Origin of the sequence: Tepidibacter sp. Z1-5 (assembly GCF_037844525.1) — a bacterium.
Taxonomy (GTDB): Bacteria; Bacillota; Clostridia; order Peptostreptococcales; family Peptostreptococcaceae; genus Tepidibacter_A.
The window spans coordinates 43,057-58,313 of sequence record NZ_JBBMMD010000047.1 but is presented as its reverse complement, the minus strand read 5'-3'; the positions used below and the strand labels follow the sequence as shown (position 1 = coordinate 58,313).

Annotated in this window: 14 protein-coding genes; 1 reads left to right on the top strand and 13 read right to left on the bottom strand. The window is 29.4% G+C overall.

The features are described from left to right. Positions 1–11 precede the first annotated feature (11 nt). The 5 genes from WJW32_RS11870 to WJW32_RS11850 all read right to left on the bottom strand — a co-directional run bounded on the left by WJW32_RS11870 (position 12) and on the right by WJW32_RS11850 (position 6,768). On the bottom strand, positions 12–722 hold the full coding sequence (locus tag WJW32_RS11870) for a LytR/AlgR family response regulator transcription factor (protein ID WP_340258583.1): 711 nt from the start codon (positions 720–722) through the stop codon (positions 12–14). Position 723: 1 nt separating this feature from the next. Then, entirely contained in the window at positions 724–2,403 is a 1,680-nt protein-coding gene (locus WJW32_RS11865) for a LytS/YhcK type 5TM receptor domain-containing protein (protein ID WP_340258582.1), read from the bottom strand. Between the two features lie 196 nt (positions 2,404–2,599). Continuing rightward, a complete protein-coding gene (locus WJW32_RS11860) occupies positions 2,600–3,295 on the bottom strand; it encodes a DUF1361 domain-containing protein (RefSeq protein ID WP_340258580.1) in 696 nt (231 codons plus the stop codon). A gap of 110 nt (positions 3,296–3,405) precedes the next feature. Then, positions 3,406–5,358 (bottom strand): GTP-binding protein, encoded by a 1,953-nt coding sequence (locus tag WJW32_RS11855; protein ID WP_340258578.1) that lies wholly within the window; start codon positions 5,356–5,358, stop codon positions 3,406–3,408. Positions 5,359–5,412: 54 nt separating this feature from the next. Further along, positions 5,413–6,768: an NAD(P)/FAD-dependent oxidoreductase gene (locus tag WJW32_RS11850; RefSeq protein ID WP_340258576.1), complete on the bottom strand. Its 1,356-nt coding sequence runs from the start codon at positions 6,766–6,768 to the stop codon at positions 5,413–5,415. 380 nt (positions 6,769–7,148) lie between these two features. On the opposite strand from WJW32_RS11850, the gene WJW32_RS11845 reads away from it, so the two are divergent. Then, on the top strand, positions 7,149–8,168 hold the full coding sequence (locus WJW32_RS11845) for a threonine aldolase family protein (protein WP_340258574.1): 1,020 nt from the start codon (positions 7,149–7,151) through the stop codon (positions 8,166–8,168). A 53-nt stretch (positions 8,169–8,221) separates the two neighbouring features. Here WJW32_RS11845 and WJW32_RS11840 read toward each other — a convergent pair whose 3' ends face one another. The 8 genes from WJW32_RS11840 to oraE form a co-directional block, all read right to left on the bottom strand. Beyond that, positions 8,222–8,494 carry a CPCC family cysteine-rich protein gene (locus WJW32_RS11840; protein WP_340258572.1) on the bottom strand — a complete coding sequence of 91 codons (273 nt, stop codon included), beginning with the start codon at positions 8,492–8,494 and terminating at the stop codon, positions 8,222–8,224. A gap of 57 nt (positions 8,495–8,551) precedes the next feature. Beyond that, positions 8,552–8,725, bottom strand: a complete 174-nt coding sequence (locus tag WJW32_RS11835) for a hypothetical protein (protein ID WP_340258570.1) — start codon at positions 8,723–8,725, stop codon at positions 8,552–8,554. Positions 8,726–8,749: 24 nt separating this feature from the next. Further along, complete coding sequence (locus WJW32_RS11830) at positions 8,750–9,172, bottom strand: hypothetical protein (RefSeq protein ID WP_340258568.1); 423 nt, start codon at positions 9,170–9,172, stop codon at positions 8,750–8,752. A 146-nt stretch (positions 9,173–9,318) separates the two neighbouring features. Then, entirely contained in the window at positions 9,319–9,810 is a 492-nt protein-coding gene (locus tag WJW32_RS11825) for a hypothetical protein (protein ID WP_340258567.1), read from the bottom strand. Between the two features lie 5 nt (positions 9,811–9,815). After that, positions 9,816–10,043 (bottom strand): helix-turn-helix transcriptional regulator, encoded by a 228-nt coding sequence (locus WJW32_RS11820; protein WP_340258565.1) that lies wholly within the window; start codon positions 10,041–10,043, stop codon positions 9,816–9,818. Positions 10,044–10,177: 134 nt separating this feature from the next. Beyond that, the gene (gene orr / locus WJW32_RS11815; protein WP_340258563.1) at positions 10,178–11,266 is read right to left on the bottom strand and encodes an ornithine racemase Orr; all 1,089 of its coding nucleotides are present in this window, start codon (positions 11,264–11,266) and stop codon (positions 10,178–10,180) included. Positions 11,267–11,279: 13 nt separating this feature from the next. Then, positions 11,280–12,638: a GlmL-related ornithine degradation protein gene (locus WJW32_RS11810; RefSeq protein WP_340258561.1), complete on the bottom strand. Its 1,359-nt coding sequence runs from the start codon at positions 12,636–12,638 to the stop codon at positions 11,280–11,282. Positions 12,639–13,017: 379 nt separating this feature from the next. After that, entirely contained in the window at positions 13,018–15,231 is a 2,214-nt protein-coding gene (oraE, locus tag WJW32_RS11805) for a D-ornithine 4,5-aminomutase subunit OraE (RefSeq protein WP_340258559.1), read from the bottom strand. Positions 15,232–15,257 lie beyond the last annotated feature (26 nt).

The following is a 15,257-nucleotide window of genomic DNA, read 5'->3' as shown; positions in this document are numbered from 1 at the left end:
ATAAAGTGCATTTATATGCCCATTATGTGCTTAAATTCTTTGATATTTTTTCTACTAACAGGAATTTTAATATCTAGGTCCTTTAATTTAACATTATAAGTGTTGTTAAACCAAGGTATTATCTCTTCTATTTTATCCATATTCAATATATAAGACCTGTGACTTTTAAAAAAATTATACTCAGAAACCTTATTATAAAACTCAGATATACTAATATTAACAATATATTCTTCATCCTTAGTGTAAACTAAAGTATCTCGTTCTGAAGATGTACAGTAATATATATCTTTTATATTTACGACTATCATCTTTTCTCCCTTTAAAACAGTCACTCTATCACATATGAATTTTTTTTCTTCACAAGACTCTAATCTCTCTATTTTCTTTAAAGTAGTAAGTATTCTTTCTTCAGAATAAGGCTTTAATATATAATCAAATGCCTCCAATTCAAACGCTTCTATAGCATATTCTTTATATGCAGTTATAAAAACTATTTTAAAATGTTTATTAAATTTATTTATAACTCTAGCTAAGCAAACACCGTCTAACTTTGGCATATTTATATCAAGGAATATAACATCGATATCACTACTTTCTATAAACTTCAAGGCATCCAGTGAATCATCAAACTCTTTTACTATCTCTATTGAACTAAAGTTATTTATAAAGTACTTAAGCTCCTCTCTTGAAGGAGATTCATCATCTACTATTATACACCTCATGTTATTTCCTCTTTCCTTCATGATATATTATAAAGCTGATTTTTGTTCCTTTATCAAGTTTTTGTATATCAAGTCCTTTTCCATATACAAGCCTCAATCTATTGTGAACATTTAAAAGTCCAATCTTGTTTTCTTTCATGTTTCTCTTATATATGTTTTTTATTATTTTTTCATCTATTCCAATACCATTATCCTGTATAGATATTTCAACATTATCATCACAATTTTTTTGAACTTTTACTTGTACACACCCACTACCGGTTCCCTTTAGTATTCCATGTTTTATAGAGTTTTCTACCAACGGCTGTATTATAAGACTTGGTAATTTTACATTTATACTTTCGTCGATATCGTATACAACATTTAATTTATCCCCAAATCTAGCCTTTTCAATTTCCACATAAGCTTTAACTTGATCTAATTCCTTATTTATATCAACAAAATTTTCTCCAACTTCTAAGTTGTATCTAAGATAATTAGATAAGTTTATTATAAGTTCTCTTGCCTTATCTGGATTTATTCTTATAAATGAAACTATAGTATTTAATGCATTGAATAAAAAATGAGGATTTATCTGAGCTTGAAGAGCCTTTATCTCAGCCTTATTCGCCATTTCCTTAAGCCTTTCTATTTTAGATATTTCAAGCTGAGTAGATATCATCTGAGAAAGTCCTATAGCTAAAGTTTCATCCTTAAAGCTTATAGAATCCTCCTTGTTATAATAAATTTTTAGTGATCCGACAGTAGATTTGCTATCCTTCAAAGGCATTATTATAGCAGATTTCAATGGACAATTCTCATTTGGGCAATCTATTTGTCTATGAGTTCTAAGGATTACTATCTCTCCAGTTTCTATTACTTTTTCAGTAGCACGAGTTAACACCTTTTCACCATCTATATGATGATCATCCCCATCCCCTATATGAGCTAATATATACTTTTTATCAGTTATAGATACAGCACTAGCTCCTACACTATCTTTTATAACTGTACACACTTGTTTTAACGAATTATTGTTTATATTCCTAAAATAAGGTAGTGTTTTATTAGCTATTTCAAGAGCTAATTTTGCTTGCCTTGCAGCTATCTCTTCTTTTTCTTCAAATATATTTTCAGTAATTAGTATTACTATTCCTATACCTATTCCATTAACCAAAGTCATAGGTATATATATTTTCTTAACTATCAAAAGAGCTACTGCAAATGGCCTCGAAAGTAAGAGTATTAATCCCATACTTATACTTTCAATTAGTATTCCACCCAAAATACCATATATCCACCTATTATTATCAGTTGACTTATTGTATATAATTCCCGATATAAATCCTCCAATAACAGTACTAATAAAACAAGGAAAGGCTGTAATTCCTCCAACGTCTATTAAGTATCTGTGAAGCCCCGCTATTATACCAGCTCCAATTCCAACGAACGGCCCACAAAGTATTCCTCCAGCCATAACTCCAATTATTCTAGTATTTGCTATAGCACCTCTAACATCTGTTCCTATATACGTTCCAAGTATACCAAATGTACCAAATATAAATGATAATACAAAAAGATCTATATAATTAAATTCATCTTTTTGTATTATCTTCTTAAAACTTTTTATCTTAGAAATCATAAAAGCTATTAAGACTACATATCCTAGATTATTTATAAGATTTTTTAATAAAAATATCAAATTATCATCTCCACAAATAATTATTTATAATAATTATATCAAAAAATATCTTCTTCTGTCACAATTCTATATTTATGCGAAAATTAAAAGTTATAAAAATTCAGGTGGAGTAAAAACTCCATCTGAATTAAGTTTTGCTTTATATATTTATTATAATTTACTTTAGCTTTTTAATATATTCAAAAAGAACAACCCTTTACTCAGGATTGTTCTTAAAATTTATCAAACTATACACGAGTATGTATGTAAATAATAAAACTGTTCCAAACATCAAAGAAAAATAAATAGCTTCAAGTTTGACGCTATTTATAATATATCCAAACAACTTCATAGGATTTGATACTATATTCCAGCTATTAAATCTAACAAACCTACCTAGATATATTCCATAACCGTTAAGAAAAGATACTCCAATTACAAATATCCAAGATATAAAATTATTAAATTTATCTTTAACTATTATTTGATTTAAATACAAAGAAGCTACTCCAAGTAAATATCCTATTAAAGCAAAAAATGCTATAAGTATAAAATCATACCATATCCAAAAGTTCCTTTCAAATTCTAAAGTATCCTCTATTTTGAATATATAATTAGATGTATTTATATGTATAAAATCCGTTATTATATAAGGAGCATTAGGATAAAATAACAACCATATGCACATACAGATAAATATTATTATATTATTTATATATCCACTGCCTTTATAATACCTATTGTGTACTGCCAAAGAAAACACGAATGGTATCCAAGCCAAAAATAAATTCCAAATGTATATAAGATATTTATATGTATTGAGCCTATAGCATCCATTTGCAGCCATCACTACAGCCATCATTGTAACTAAGAAAAATACACTAAAAATCGAAATTAATCTTTTATTTATCACGTTTTACCTCCTAATCTAGGTTATATTTCCAAATTTAGATTACCATATTTTTGTAAATATATCCATAGATAAAAAAATACTCATTTTAATATAATCTACAATAATTTTGTTTATAAACAATGCATCTCTTTTTCTGATTTCTCCCAAGTAACTATATAAGCTTGACCTTTTGAGCAAAAAATCGAAGATGATGTATAGTCAAAATCAGCATTTTTATTATAATCAATTCTTTTTATAACTTCTTCTTCATTATGACAACGTTCATAGCCACCAAATATCAAACTCATGCTACCTTTTCCTTGAGTAAACGCAACTAAATCTGTACTATAATTCATAAAAGTAGATACTGGAACCTTACCTGTTATAATTACTTTATTTCCTATAGTTTTAGGTGTATCAAAACTACCATATGCTTTTTGTATATCAGATAAAACCCTTCCCATATAATCTAATTCCACTTTAATTTTGAAGTTATAATATGGTTCAAGCAAAATATTTTTTGCTTTTTCAAGTCCTTGTCTTAAAGCTCTGTATGTAGCTTCTCTAAAGTCGCCACCACTTGTGTGCTTGTTATGAGCTCTTCCTGTTAACAAGGTTACTTTTATATCTGTTATAGTTGAACCTGTTAATAGTCCATGATGATCTCTTTCATAAATATGATGGCGAACTAAATTTTGATTCCCAACTGTTAAATCATCAGTATGACAATTAGTTTCAAATTCTATACCACTATTTCTTTTAGAAGGTTCTAGTTTAAGGTGTACTTCTGCATAATGTCCTAAAGGTTCGAAATGCCCATATCCATTTACAACTGTATCAATAGTTTCTTTATATAATATTTGAGGATCCCCAAATTCCACACTAAAATCAAATCGTTGTTTAACTAATTGTTCTAATACTTCTAACTGAATAGTTCCCATTATATGAATGTGAATTTCTTGTAAGTTTTCTTCCCATGTCACATTTAAAGAAGGATCTTCTGAACCCAAAATTTTAAAACAATTTAATACATGTTTTGTATTCAAAGAAGAATCAAATATAACTTTAGATTTTAAAGTTGGTATTATTTCATAACTAGCTTTTTCTCTCAAAGTCCCCAAACCATCTCCTATCGATAACATTGATAATCCAGTTACTGCGAAAACTTGTCCTCCCGATACTTTTTCAACCGTTTTAAATTTATTTCCATTATAAATTCTTATTTGAGTTATCTTTTCACAAACTCTGTTTATTTCATCACCATAACTCAATTCATCCCTTACTTTTAATTTTCCACTTAAGGCTTTAATATAAGTTACTTTAGTTCCATTATTTTCATGGCGTATTTTATAAACTCTGCCTGAGAAAGAGTCTTCATCTGAATAATTTGTAAAGGTTAGTTCATGTATTTTATCTAAAAATTCAACTATCCCAATATCCTTCAAAGCAGAACCACTAGAACACGGGAAAATTTTATTTTGTTTGATCATTCTTTTCATATTATTTAACCATAAATCATTTTCATAATCATCTTCCATATATTTTTCAAGAAGTTCTTCATCTCTTTCTGCTATAAATTCTATAAGTTCTTCTCTCATTCCATTTTTATCAAAAGAATTTGTTATATCACAAACATCATCTGTTAAATTCAAGCGAATTTCTTCTAATACACTCTGTACATTTGCACCTACTCTATCAACCTTGTTTATAAAGAAAAAAGTAGGTATCTCATGTTTTCTAAGTAATTGCCACAAAGTTTCTGTATGCCCCTGTATCCCTTCAACCGCACTAATGATAACGATAGCATAATCCATAATTTGGATTGACCTTTCCATTTCTGATGAAAAATCTATATGTCCAGGAGTATCTATTAAATAATAATCTGAGCCTTTATAAGTCATTACTGCTTGGTCTGAAAACACTGTAATTCCTCGTTCTCTTTCTATATTATGACTATCTAAAAAAGCATCTTTATGATCTACTCTTCCTCTTTGTCTAATGCTTTTAGTATGATACAGAATTTGCTCTGAGAATGTAGTTTTTCCAGCATCTACATGTGCTAGTATTCCAATTGTTTTATTCATTATGACACCTCTATTTAATCAATATCTTTTTATATTATATCATTTGAATTATAATTACAAAATCTTCAAAAGATGCCTACCAAGATATACGCCACTAGCAGCAGCCTGAGATAAAGAATAAGTAGTTCCAGAACAATCTCCTATAACATAAAATTTTTCCTCTTTAGTTTCAAAATGCTCATTAGTACTGATTTCAGGTTCATAAAATTTAGCATCAATTCCATATAATAAAGTATCTTTATCAATTTGTTCTCCTATTAGTCTTTCTATTGATTCAAAAACTTTTAACACACCACCTATGTAAATTTTTGGAACTTTATTATATAAATTCCCAACCTGCGCTTTAAGAGTTGGCTGAATACTGTTTTTAGTAAGTTGTTCTTTTGTAGTTTCCCTGTCTTTCATTAAATCTCCTAACCTTTGAATAACTGCATGATGTTTCTCTTGATTTATAGATTTTATTATATTTGCAGCATATTCTTTCGCCTCTTTAGTAGAAGAAAAATATTTAGGTACAAAAACAGAGAAATTTAAATTACAGCTGGGATTATCTGTTTCAAGATAATTTTGTCCATCTGTCATTACAAGTCCATCCTGATATTTTTTAATAACTTTTCCTTTAGGATTCATACAATACGTTGTAGCTTCAAGTAAATCTCCTTTATACCTAATCTTAGTTTCTAAAGATTTTTTTAAAATAGAGTCTAACTGATTCCCCTTCATCTCAACCCTTATTCCTAAATCTACCCTACATCTATACGGTTCAATATCAAATGATTTACAATATCCTAAAAATTGCTCTCCCCCACTTATACCTGTAGCTAATACAACTACTTTAGAGTGAAAAATCTTTTCTTTACTATTTAAATTAAATGCATTATTAATTCTATCTATTGAATCTATTTCTGTCTCAAACTTAATATCAACATTTTCCTTAAGATAAGAGTACATTTTATTTAAAATTTGATACGATAAATTAGTTCCTAAGTGCCTTACTTTTGTAGTTAGTATACTGCAATTATTTTCTTTTGCTATTTTAATGAGTTCTTCATTTTCTGTACTATATAACTCAACTTTATCAGCTCCAAACGAACATAATATTTTATCAACAGACTCCATTAAATTCATTGCATTATCATTTCCCACTTTCTCACCTAAATGACCACCAAAATCATTAGTGTAATTGAACTTTCCTTCAGATCTTCCCATTCCTCCAAAACCTTGAATCTTATTGCATATTTTACAATTAACACATTTTTCACTTGACCCTTTTTCAATTGGGCATATTCTATCTATGAAGTTTTTTCCCTCTTCTATCATCAATATTTTCAATTTTGTTTCTGTTTGTAATAAAGTATATGCAAGAAAAATTCCACTAACACCTGCACCTACTATTGCTATATCATACATATGTATAATCCTTTCATAGAATATATTTTTGTTTTACAGAATATAGATTTATTTTAACAAAAAAATAATTATATAAAAATATTAAGTAATCACTTTTATATAATTTCCTACTCATTATAAAAAAGTTCTTCTTTAAAGAAGCTTAAATGTAAACTTCTTTGAAACTCATAACGGAATTTATACTTATCCACAATTTAAAGAGGAATATAATTTCCTATTCGTTATAAAAAATGACCTATTGATTTGATTAAATCTAGTTGAAACTCCATCTATTTTAATCTATACTGTAATCAATCCAAAATTCAATTAATTCATAATCTTATTTTTAATATCCGTTAAGAGATTTTATTTTAAAAATTAATACTAAAGGGGGTTTTACAATGTATAGCTTTAAAAATGACTATAGTGAAGGTGCCCATCCAAGAATTTTAAATGCTCTAATAGAATCAAATATAGCTCAAGAAGAAGGATATGGATATGATCGACATACCCAAAATGCAGTTTCTAAAATAAAAGATTTAATACATAATCAAAACATTGATGTTCACCTTATATCTGGAGGAACTCAAACAAATCTTACCGCTATTGGCGCTTTTTTAAAGCCTTATGAAGCTTGTATATCTGCAAACACAGGTCATATTGCAGTTAATGAAACAGGAGCAATTGAATATACTGGACACAAAGTAATCACAGTAGATTCAAACGACGGAAAAATAGTTCCGAAAAAAATTCAAGAAATATTAAATTCTCACTTAAATGAACATGTTGTAAAGCCAAAACTCGTATATATTTCTAACCCAACAGAACTAGGTACAATATATACAAAAGAAGAACTTAAAGATCTTAGTGAGTTTTGTGAATCTAATAACCTTATATTATATGCAGACGGTGCAAGATTAGGTTGTGCTATTTGTGTTAAAGAAGCTAACTTAACCTTATCAGATATGTGTAATTTTACAGATGCATTTTTTATTGGTGGAACGAAAAATGGTGCCCTTCTTGGTGAAGCCTTAGTAATAAAAAATGAAGACTTAAAAGAAGATTTTAAATACCATATAAAACAAAAAGGAGCACTCCTTGCTAAAGGCAGACTTCTAGGCATACAATTCGAAGAATTATTTAGAGATAATCTTTATTTTGAACTTGCAAATCATGCTAATGAAATGGCACATCTTTTAAGTAAAGGATTAAAAGAAGCCAATTGTGAATTTTTGATAGATTCTCCAACCAATCAAATTTTCCCTATCTTAGAAAACAAAATAATCGAAAGACTAGAGAAAAAATTTAATTTTTATACTTGGGAAAAAATAGATGATAACCATTCTGCTATCAGGTTAGTTACCTCATGGGCAACTAAAAAAGAAGCAGTACTTGAGTTCATAGATGAATTGAAAAAATAAGACATAGTTAAAATAGTCAATCTTACGATTGACTATTTTAACTATGTCTTATATTATCTTTCTCTATATTCTTTTAACTCTCCTACATACGGTTCATCATCTTTAGGTTTTCTTACATAATTTAAACACCTTTTATCACACGCACCTATATCTTTATAATTTTTCTGTGCTACTGATAAAATTGTACTATTTGCACCTGTATCATAATAGCCTTCGTAATCAATATATCCATCATTCTGCCAAGAGCATACAGGACATATTTCATAACTCTTTTTAGGATCAGTTAACGTCTTATGCCCACAACAATCACATATATATTTTCCCATATTACCTCCAGTCAATATGAATAAATCTTCTATTTGTATAAATATTAATTAACTGCTCTATTTATTTTTCAAATTACTATTACCTATTATTTGATATATTCCTCCTATAACTCCAAAGAAAACCCCAAGCCCCCATGCAGGTATTTCTATTTTAGTTATACCTAAAAACACTCCTAACAAACCTCCTACAATACTTGAAAATAAAATATTTATTAATAATTGCTTTTTCATATATAAAAATCCTCTCATATTAGTCTATCTAATATTATCTTTTTTGTATACATAATCTAAGCTATACTTCTCCTTTTTCTTTAAAAATACTACATCCCAAAAAGCTATTCCAAATGCTCCTCCAAAAGCAATCGAAATTGCATTTAGTAATCCACTATTTGATATTTTAAAATAATTGCAAATATAGTTTAATAAGCTAAATAATATAAATGATTTAACAAACATAAATACCCTTTTCTTCAGATCTCGTCTCTCTAATTTTCTTATGTTAATAATAGTCATAGTTACTATATATATTATATATAGTATGATAGAGATTATATATGTACCAATAAATTTATTAGTAATCCAATTATCTATTCCTGTATATAGAGCAAAAAATACTATTCCAGTCTGTATCAGAAATATTGCAGAAAGTAACTTTCCTAAATGTATATTCTTTTTCATTTTTAAGACCTCACTTTTTCTATATAATGTTCATCTTTTTAAAAGTAATATAAATAATAGCAATTAACAGAATGACTATATAGACTAGATACATCATTTTAAATTTTTTATCTATTTCTTTTTTCTCTTTTTTATATTCCTCTAGATTAAGTTTTTTTTTTTGGAATTAATGGTATTATCAATGTAAATAATATTGCATTTAAAAATAAAATCAATTCATCATATCTAATGAACCCTATATTATTTTCAAAAGCTTTAAATTCACATAACATACTGATTGTTGCTAAAACACTTATAGTAATTGAAATATATATTAATATATTTATTATCCTCTCACTTTTTATTTTGGCTTTTAAATTAAAACCCTTTAAATATATATAATATACTAGTAATGTTAGGATACACATTTCTTCAATTATATGAAAAATCACATTGATACTAATATCTTTGCGTCCTAAAGAAATTGAATATAAGCTATATACCAATAAGGCTATTATATTAATTACAGAAGATATTTTTAATGCATTATTAAATGCAAAGTTCTCTAATTCATCCTTATCCATCAAAGCTAATAGTAAAAATACTGAACTCACAATAGTTGCTAATACTGAATGCATACCTAATAATTGTTCCCCCATATTAATTATTCCTCCATCTCCTGCAGAATTTCAAAAACTTCATCAACAGTCTTATTAAAATATTTAGATATAGCAAAGGCAAGTTTAAGAGAAGGATTAAAAGTACCTCTTTCAATCTCTAAAACAGTACCTCTGTTTATTCCCAACTCTATAGCTAAATCCTCTTGAGTTAATTTTTTTTCAGTTCTAAGAACTTTTATTTTTGTATTAAATAACTTTTTACGTTTTGCCATAAAACTCCACCTCTTATGTATAAGATACTATTTTTGTTGTATATAGTCAACATTTTGTTATATATATATCATTTTATAGATTGATTTTATTTAAAAACTAAAAAATAGCCAACCATTTAAGGTTGACTATTCCCCTATACATTCTCTGCTAATTTTTCTTCACACTTGAATACCTTCTCAACATAATCACTAGTAGTAGCTGCCATTAATGCTCCGTATTCAAGATTAAATTCTATAGTATCTCCTACCTTATAATCTTTTTTACTATCAGTAACATCAACTATTAAATGATCTGAGCTTGCTCCTAATATTTCCTGTTTTGGATCAACCGTGCTCATTCCATCTATATTAATATCCTGCTTTCCGATTCCCACTATTGCTCTTTTTCTAATACCCTTATCTTCATAGTATGGCTTATTTCCAAATGCATCTACTCCAATTTCACCTATTGGAATAGATGGTTTTTCTTTAAGCTCTACAATCTCACATACTAGCTTAAATGCATCTTGGTAAGCTCCTTTTATATCTTGAGAATAAGCTGTCTCTTTTCCAAGAGCTATAGCCTCTCCAAGTCTTAAATTAGTAACCCTATCAGGCATTTCACCTTTATCCAATAAATGAAGTGAACTTGAATTTCCTCCTGATATGAAAGATAATTTAATATCAAATTTTTCTTCTATCTTTTCTCCAAGTTTACATAATCTTCCTAGGTTTTCTCTTGAAGGAATTACTGCTCCATAGCAAGTTAAATTCGTTCCAAGTCCTACAAATTCTATATTTTCAAGCTTTATAATCTTTCCTACAACCTCAAATAATTCCTCTTCTTTGAAATAACCTTCTCTCAAATCTCCAAGATCTACCATAAGTGCTATTTTGTGCTTTTTATTAAGTTTAGCACAAGTTTCATCTATCTTTTTTATAACTTCAAATTCAGAGTTAAGGCTTATATCTGAATACTTTACTACATCTTCAATTTCTGTAATCATAGGTATTCTTATAAGTATCTTTTCAAGATCTATACTTCTGAGTTTTTTTAAGTTTTTTATTCTCGAATCCGCTATATACTTAACTCCACTGTCTTTTATATAATCTACAATTTCAGGAAAAGCACAATATACTTTAGTAACAACAGCCGCTTCTATATTATGTTTTCTACATTTTTTACTAAGTAAGGTTGCATTGTGCTTTAATTTATCAAGATCTATCTCTATTCTCGGATACAATACGACTCCCCCCCTATATACCTAAACTCTTTTTCATAAGAAGTAATGCAGATTTAGGATGTCTCTTTGATAAAACCCCTAAAGATGCCATAATATAATCATTATCAACAAGTATCTTAGCTTCCTCTAATGGAAATAATTTTCTATTTGTTGTATTTGACTTTGCTATTGACTTCATTATTTCTATTCTTTGAGGTAATCTAGTCAAAGCTCCTCCAGTACCCACTATATACTTGACTTCTGTTAAATCCTTTCCTTCAGCTATAGATGTTCTTCCTCCTGCACCATATAAATCTCTAACTCTCCCTGCATGTCTATCGCATGCTCTTAATGTTGCTTCTTGAGCTAATCTCTCAACAAATTGAATTTGTTCTTTAGTCTTCGGTATAGGAACATGATTTTCTATTAAATCTTTAGAATCAAATCCAAGTTCTTTAGATAATTTATCTTTACCTATTAAATTAACTATATTTCTCATATTTATGTATACTCCAAGATCACCTTCTACAGTTCTTTTGGCTAACGGCTCAGGGCTTAAAAGTATTCTATTTATCTTATCACTTCCATCTGTCACTGAATGTAAATCTGTTGTTGCCCCACCTACATCTAACACTATCAAATCTCCTATTTCTTCATAAAGTAGTTTTGCACTCTCCATTACCGATCCAGGAGTTGGTATAATAGGTCCATTTACAAGTTCTCTCACACGTTCCATTCCTGGAGCATGTATTATATGATCTTCAAAAGCATCCTGTATTACAGTCCTTGTAGGCTCAACATTTAGTAAATCTATCTTAGGGTATACATTATCAACTATATATAATTTAGATTTCATGTCTTCAAATATTAACTTTATCTCTTCTTGATTTTCTACATTACCCGCATAAATAATAGGTATATTAAGATTCATACCTGCTATAAGTTCTGCATTATAAATGGCGGTATCTCTTTCTCCAAAGTCTACACCACCAGCTATTAATATAATGTTTGGTTGTAAGTCTTTAATCTTTTTCAAATCAGTTCTTCTAAGTCTTCCAGCTGTTACATTATGTACAATAGCTCCAGCACCAAGTGCTGCTTCCTTTGCAGCCTTTGCAGTCATATCATACACAAGTCCATGAACAGTCATCTTAAGTCCGCCTGCTGCACTTGATGTGGCAAGCATCTCTTCATATTCAACCTTATCTTCACCAAAACTTTTAGCAAGACTGTCTATTGCTCCATTTAATCCAATCCTTACATCCCCTTCAAGAACTGAAGTAGGTGCTTGACCTTGTCCTATGAATTTAGGGTTATCTGTATTTATATCATTAAATGCATTTACAACAGTAGTTGTACTGCCTATTTCGGCTACTAAAACATCTATTTTCATCCCTTCCCCCCTCTCATACGATTCATTTATTATAATTTTAAGTCCAAGTGAAATACAAAATAAATTATCAAATATCAAAATCTATAATTAACCACGATATAAAAAAATAAATATTATTAAAATGTTAGCGAATATTTTAAATCCTTTTGAATAAAACTTGTATTACGTCGTTTGAGTATCCGTTAAGAAAGTTCGTTGTCTGACCAACGGGAGTTCAGAACTTTTAGGATACTCAATAAGACGCAATGCTTAGTTTTATAAAAGTATTTAACACATGAGCGATATTTTGGTAATATTTATTTTTGGATTGATTACTTATTTTTAATTATTGATTTTAAGTATTTTGTATTAGACTTGGACTTTAATTTTTAATATATTTTTAAGCCTCAGCTAATTTTTCTTTTCTCTTATTTACAAGGAATGTAGCTACGTGTATTCCTCTATCAGTCTTTCCAAATCCTGCATCTACACCTTGTTTAACTGCTATTTCTGGAGTAACTTGAGTTCCTCCACAAGCTATCATAATTTTATCTCTAACTCCTTTTTCTACTGCATATTCATGTAGTCGTTTCATGTTCTTATAGTGAATTCCATCGTGACTTATTATAGTTGATGCAAGTATTGCATCTGCGTTTAATTCTATTGCAGCATCTACAAGTTTTTCTATTGGGCAAGAAGTTCCTAAGTATTCAACTTCAATTCCCCATTTTTCTATTCCACCATGCTTAATATCTATAACTTCACGAAGACCAACTGAATGCTCATCTTCTCCAACAGTTGCTGCAACTATTTTCATAGGTCTTTTTTCAATTTCACTCCAAAGTTCTTCATCACTCATAAGTTCTGGCTCTGGAGGTATTTCAAGCTTACTTATATCAAGATCTGCATCAAGTTTTCCTTTTACTTGCACTCTCGTTCCCTCTGATGGGTGCATCATTTCAACATGTATAACCTCAGGATCCTTAAGGTTCATTTTCTTAGCAAATTCAACAGCTGCAAATTCAGCTACTCTACTGCTTGTTGGAAGGAATAATTCAACTTGAACAGTTCCATCAGCAAGCCATTCTACTTCTGGTTTAACAAAGTTTGAATTTCTATATTTTTCATTTTCATCTAAACGATTGAATACATTATCATTTTCATCAAGTTCATCTATGTAAACTATCTTTTCAGGGTCTTCAAATGTACATCCTCCAATTAATGAAGATGGATTATCGATTGCATTTTCATCGTATTGAGCTATATTATTATTTCCAAAGTGTGCAGTTACAGGAGCCATGTAATCTTCATCTCTTTCAAATACAAATCCTGCACCTATTCCACCATTTATTTTTCTAGCTATTCCATCTCCATTTCTCTCAGGGTACATTCCAGAGTCTACAAAGAATCCTTTTTCTACTGCTTCAAAGTATCCTCCAACCTCAAGCATTTCTTCCATATAAAGAATAGCTCTTTCTTTTAATTCTCTAACTGTATCTCCTAAATATCCATCCTTTTTAAGTTCAACCATTTCAAGTAGTCCATCAAGACCTACTAGAGTTTGCTTAGCCGTATCACATGCTTCTATGTTGTACATATGCCATGGCACATTTCTTCCCTCATCAGGAGTTATAGTAGATTGAATATCCGCTCTAGTAAGCTTAGATATCATCATATTCATAACATGAGTTACAGTAGCTTCTCTTGAAGAAGATGTAACATACTTAGTATTTTGCTGAGCTCTCATTCTATACTCATCAAACAAATCTCTTAAAGCAACAGCATATGGTAAATCATACTTAATACATGGAACTGGAGCTGCTGATGGTGGTACAGTTGATAAGCATATATCTTCTTTTTTCATACCTACTTTATATGAGAATATAGAGTTTATGGCATGTTGTACCATAAGTTCTGGCATAACCTTCCAAGCATCTCTCGCAGTTGCATTTGCATTGTGAGCACCATCTATTTGAGCTATATCTGCCCAAACCATAATCTTCTTAGATTCAGCTGCATCAATATAAGATCTTATCATATTTATATTTCTATACAATACATTGTACTGTGGATCTTGATGCGCTCCATTAACTCCTTCTTCTGCAAACATTACAGCTATATCAGGACCAGCTACTCCTGATACATAAGAATGGTAGTTTATAGGTCTTCCTACTTCTTCTTCTATTAAATCAACAGCTTTTCTTTGAGCTCTAACTTGCTTTCTCGTAACAGGAATACCTCCTATTCCTTGAGGCGATCCTTCTATTAATCCATCATAATGAGATTGACCAGCAGTTCTAATAACCATTAAATGATCAGCTCCATGCCATGCAGCCATTCTCATTCTTCTTATATCATCTTCAAACCTACCAGAAGCTATCTCAGTTGTTATAACTTCTTTAGGTTGAGGATCTAAATTCTCAAAATATCTAACAGCCGCAGGTATTCCTATTGAATTTTTAAGAGCAGGTGAGCAGTCAGAGTACTTGTGTCCGCCCATTTCTATTTCTTTATTTTCTCTCCAAGTCCAACCTCTTCTTTTAGGTCTATAATTTTCTAAATCTTCAAGTATATTTCTTACATCTATTTTTTCATTAATATCTAATTTTTTCATATTTTTTCTTTCCCCCCTTTTAATAT

What these genes read in the sequence shown, in the direction of transcription:
- WJW32_RS11870 (WP_340258583.1), bottom strand. Translation starts at nt 722, where the DNA reads ATGAGGTGTATAATAGTAGATGATGAATCTCCTTCAAGAGAGGAGCTT.
- WJW32_RS11810 (WP_340258561.1), bottom strand. Translation starts at nt 12,638, where the DNA reads ATGAAAATAGATGTTTTAGTAGCCGAAATAGGCAGTACAACTACTGTT.
- WJW32_RS11830 (WP_340258568.1), bottom strand. Translation starts at nt 9,172, where the DNA reads ATGAAAAAGAATATACATTTAGGAAAGTTACTTTCTGCAATATTTCTG.
- WJW32_RS11835 (WP_340258570.1), bottom strand. Translation starts at nt 8,725, where the DNA reads ATGAAAAAGCAATTATTAATAAATATTTTATTTTCAAGTATTGTAGGA.
- WJW32_RS11845 (WP_340258574.1), top strand. Translation starts at nt 7,149, where the DNA reads ATGTATAGCTTTAAAAATGACTATAGTGAAGGTGCCCATCCAAGAATT.
- WJW32_RS11825 (WP_340258567.1), bottom strand. Translation starts at nt 9,810, where the DNA reads ATGGGGGAACAATTATTAGGTATGCATTCAGTATTAGCAACTATTGTG.
- WJW32_RS11820 (WP_340258565.1), bottom strand. Translation starts at nt 10,043, where the DNA reads ATGGCAAAACGTAAAAAGTTATTTAATACAAAAATAAAAGTTCTTAGA.
- WJW32_RS11855 (WP_340258578.1), bottom strand. Translation starts at nt 5,358, where the DNA reads ATGAATAAAACAATTGGAATACTAGCACATGTAGATGCTGGAAAAACT.
- WJW32_RS11840 (WP_340258572.1), bottom strand. Translation starts at nt 8,494, where the DNA reads ATGGGAAAATATATATGTGATTGTTGTGGGCATAAGACGTTAACTGAT.
- oraE (WP_340258559.1), bottom strand. Translation starts at nt 15,231, where the DNA reads ATGAAAAAATTAGATATTAATGAAAAAATAGATGTAAGAAATATACTT.
- WJW32_RS11850 (WP_340258576.1), bottom strand. Translation starts at nt 6,768, where the DNA reads ATGTATGATATAGCAATAGTAGGTGCAGGTGTTAGTGGAATTTTTCTT.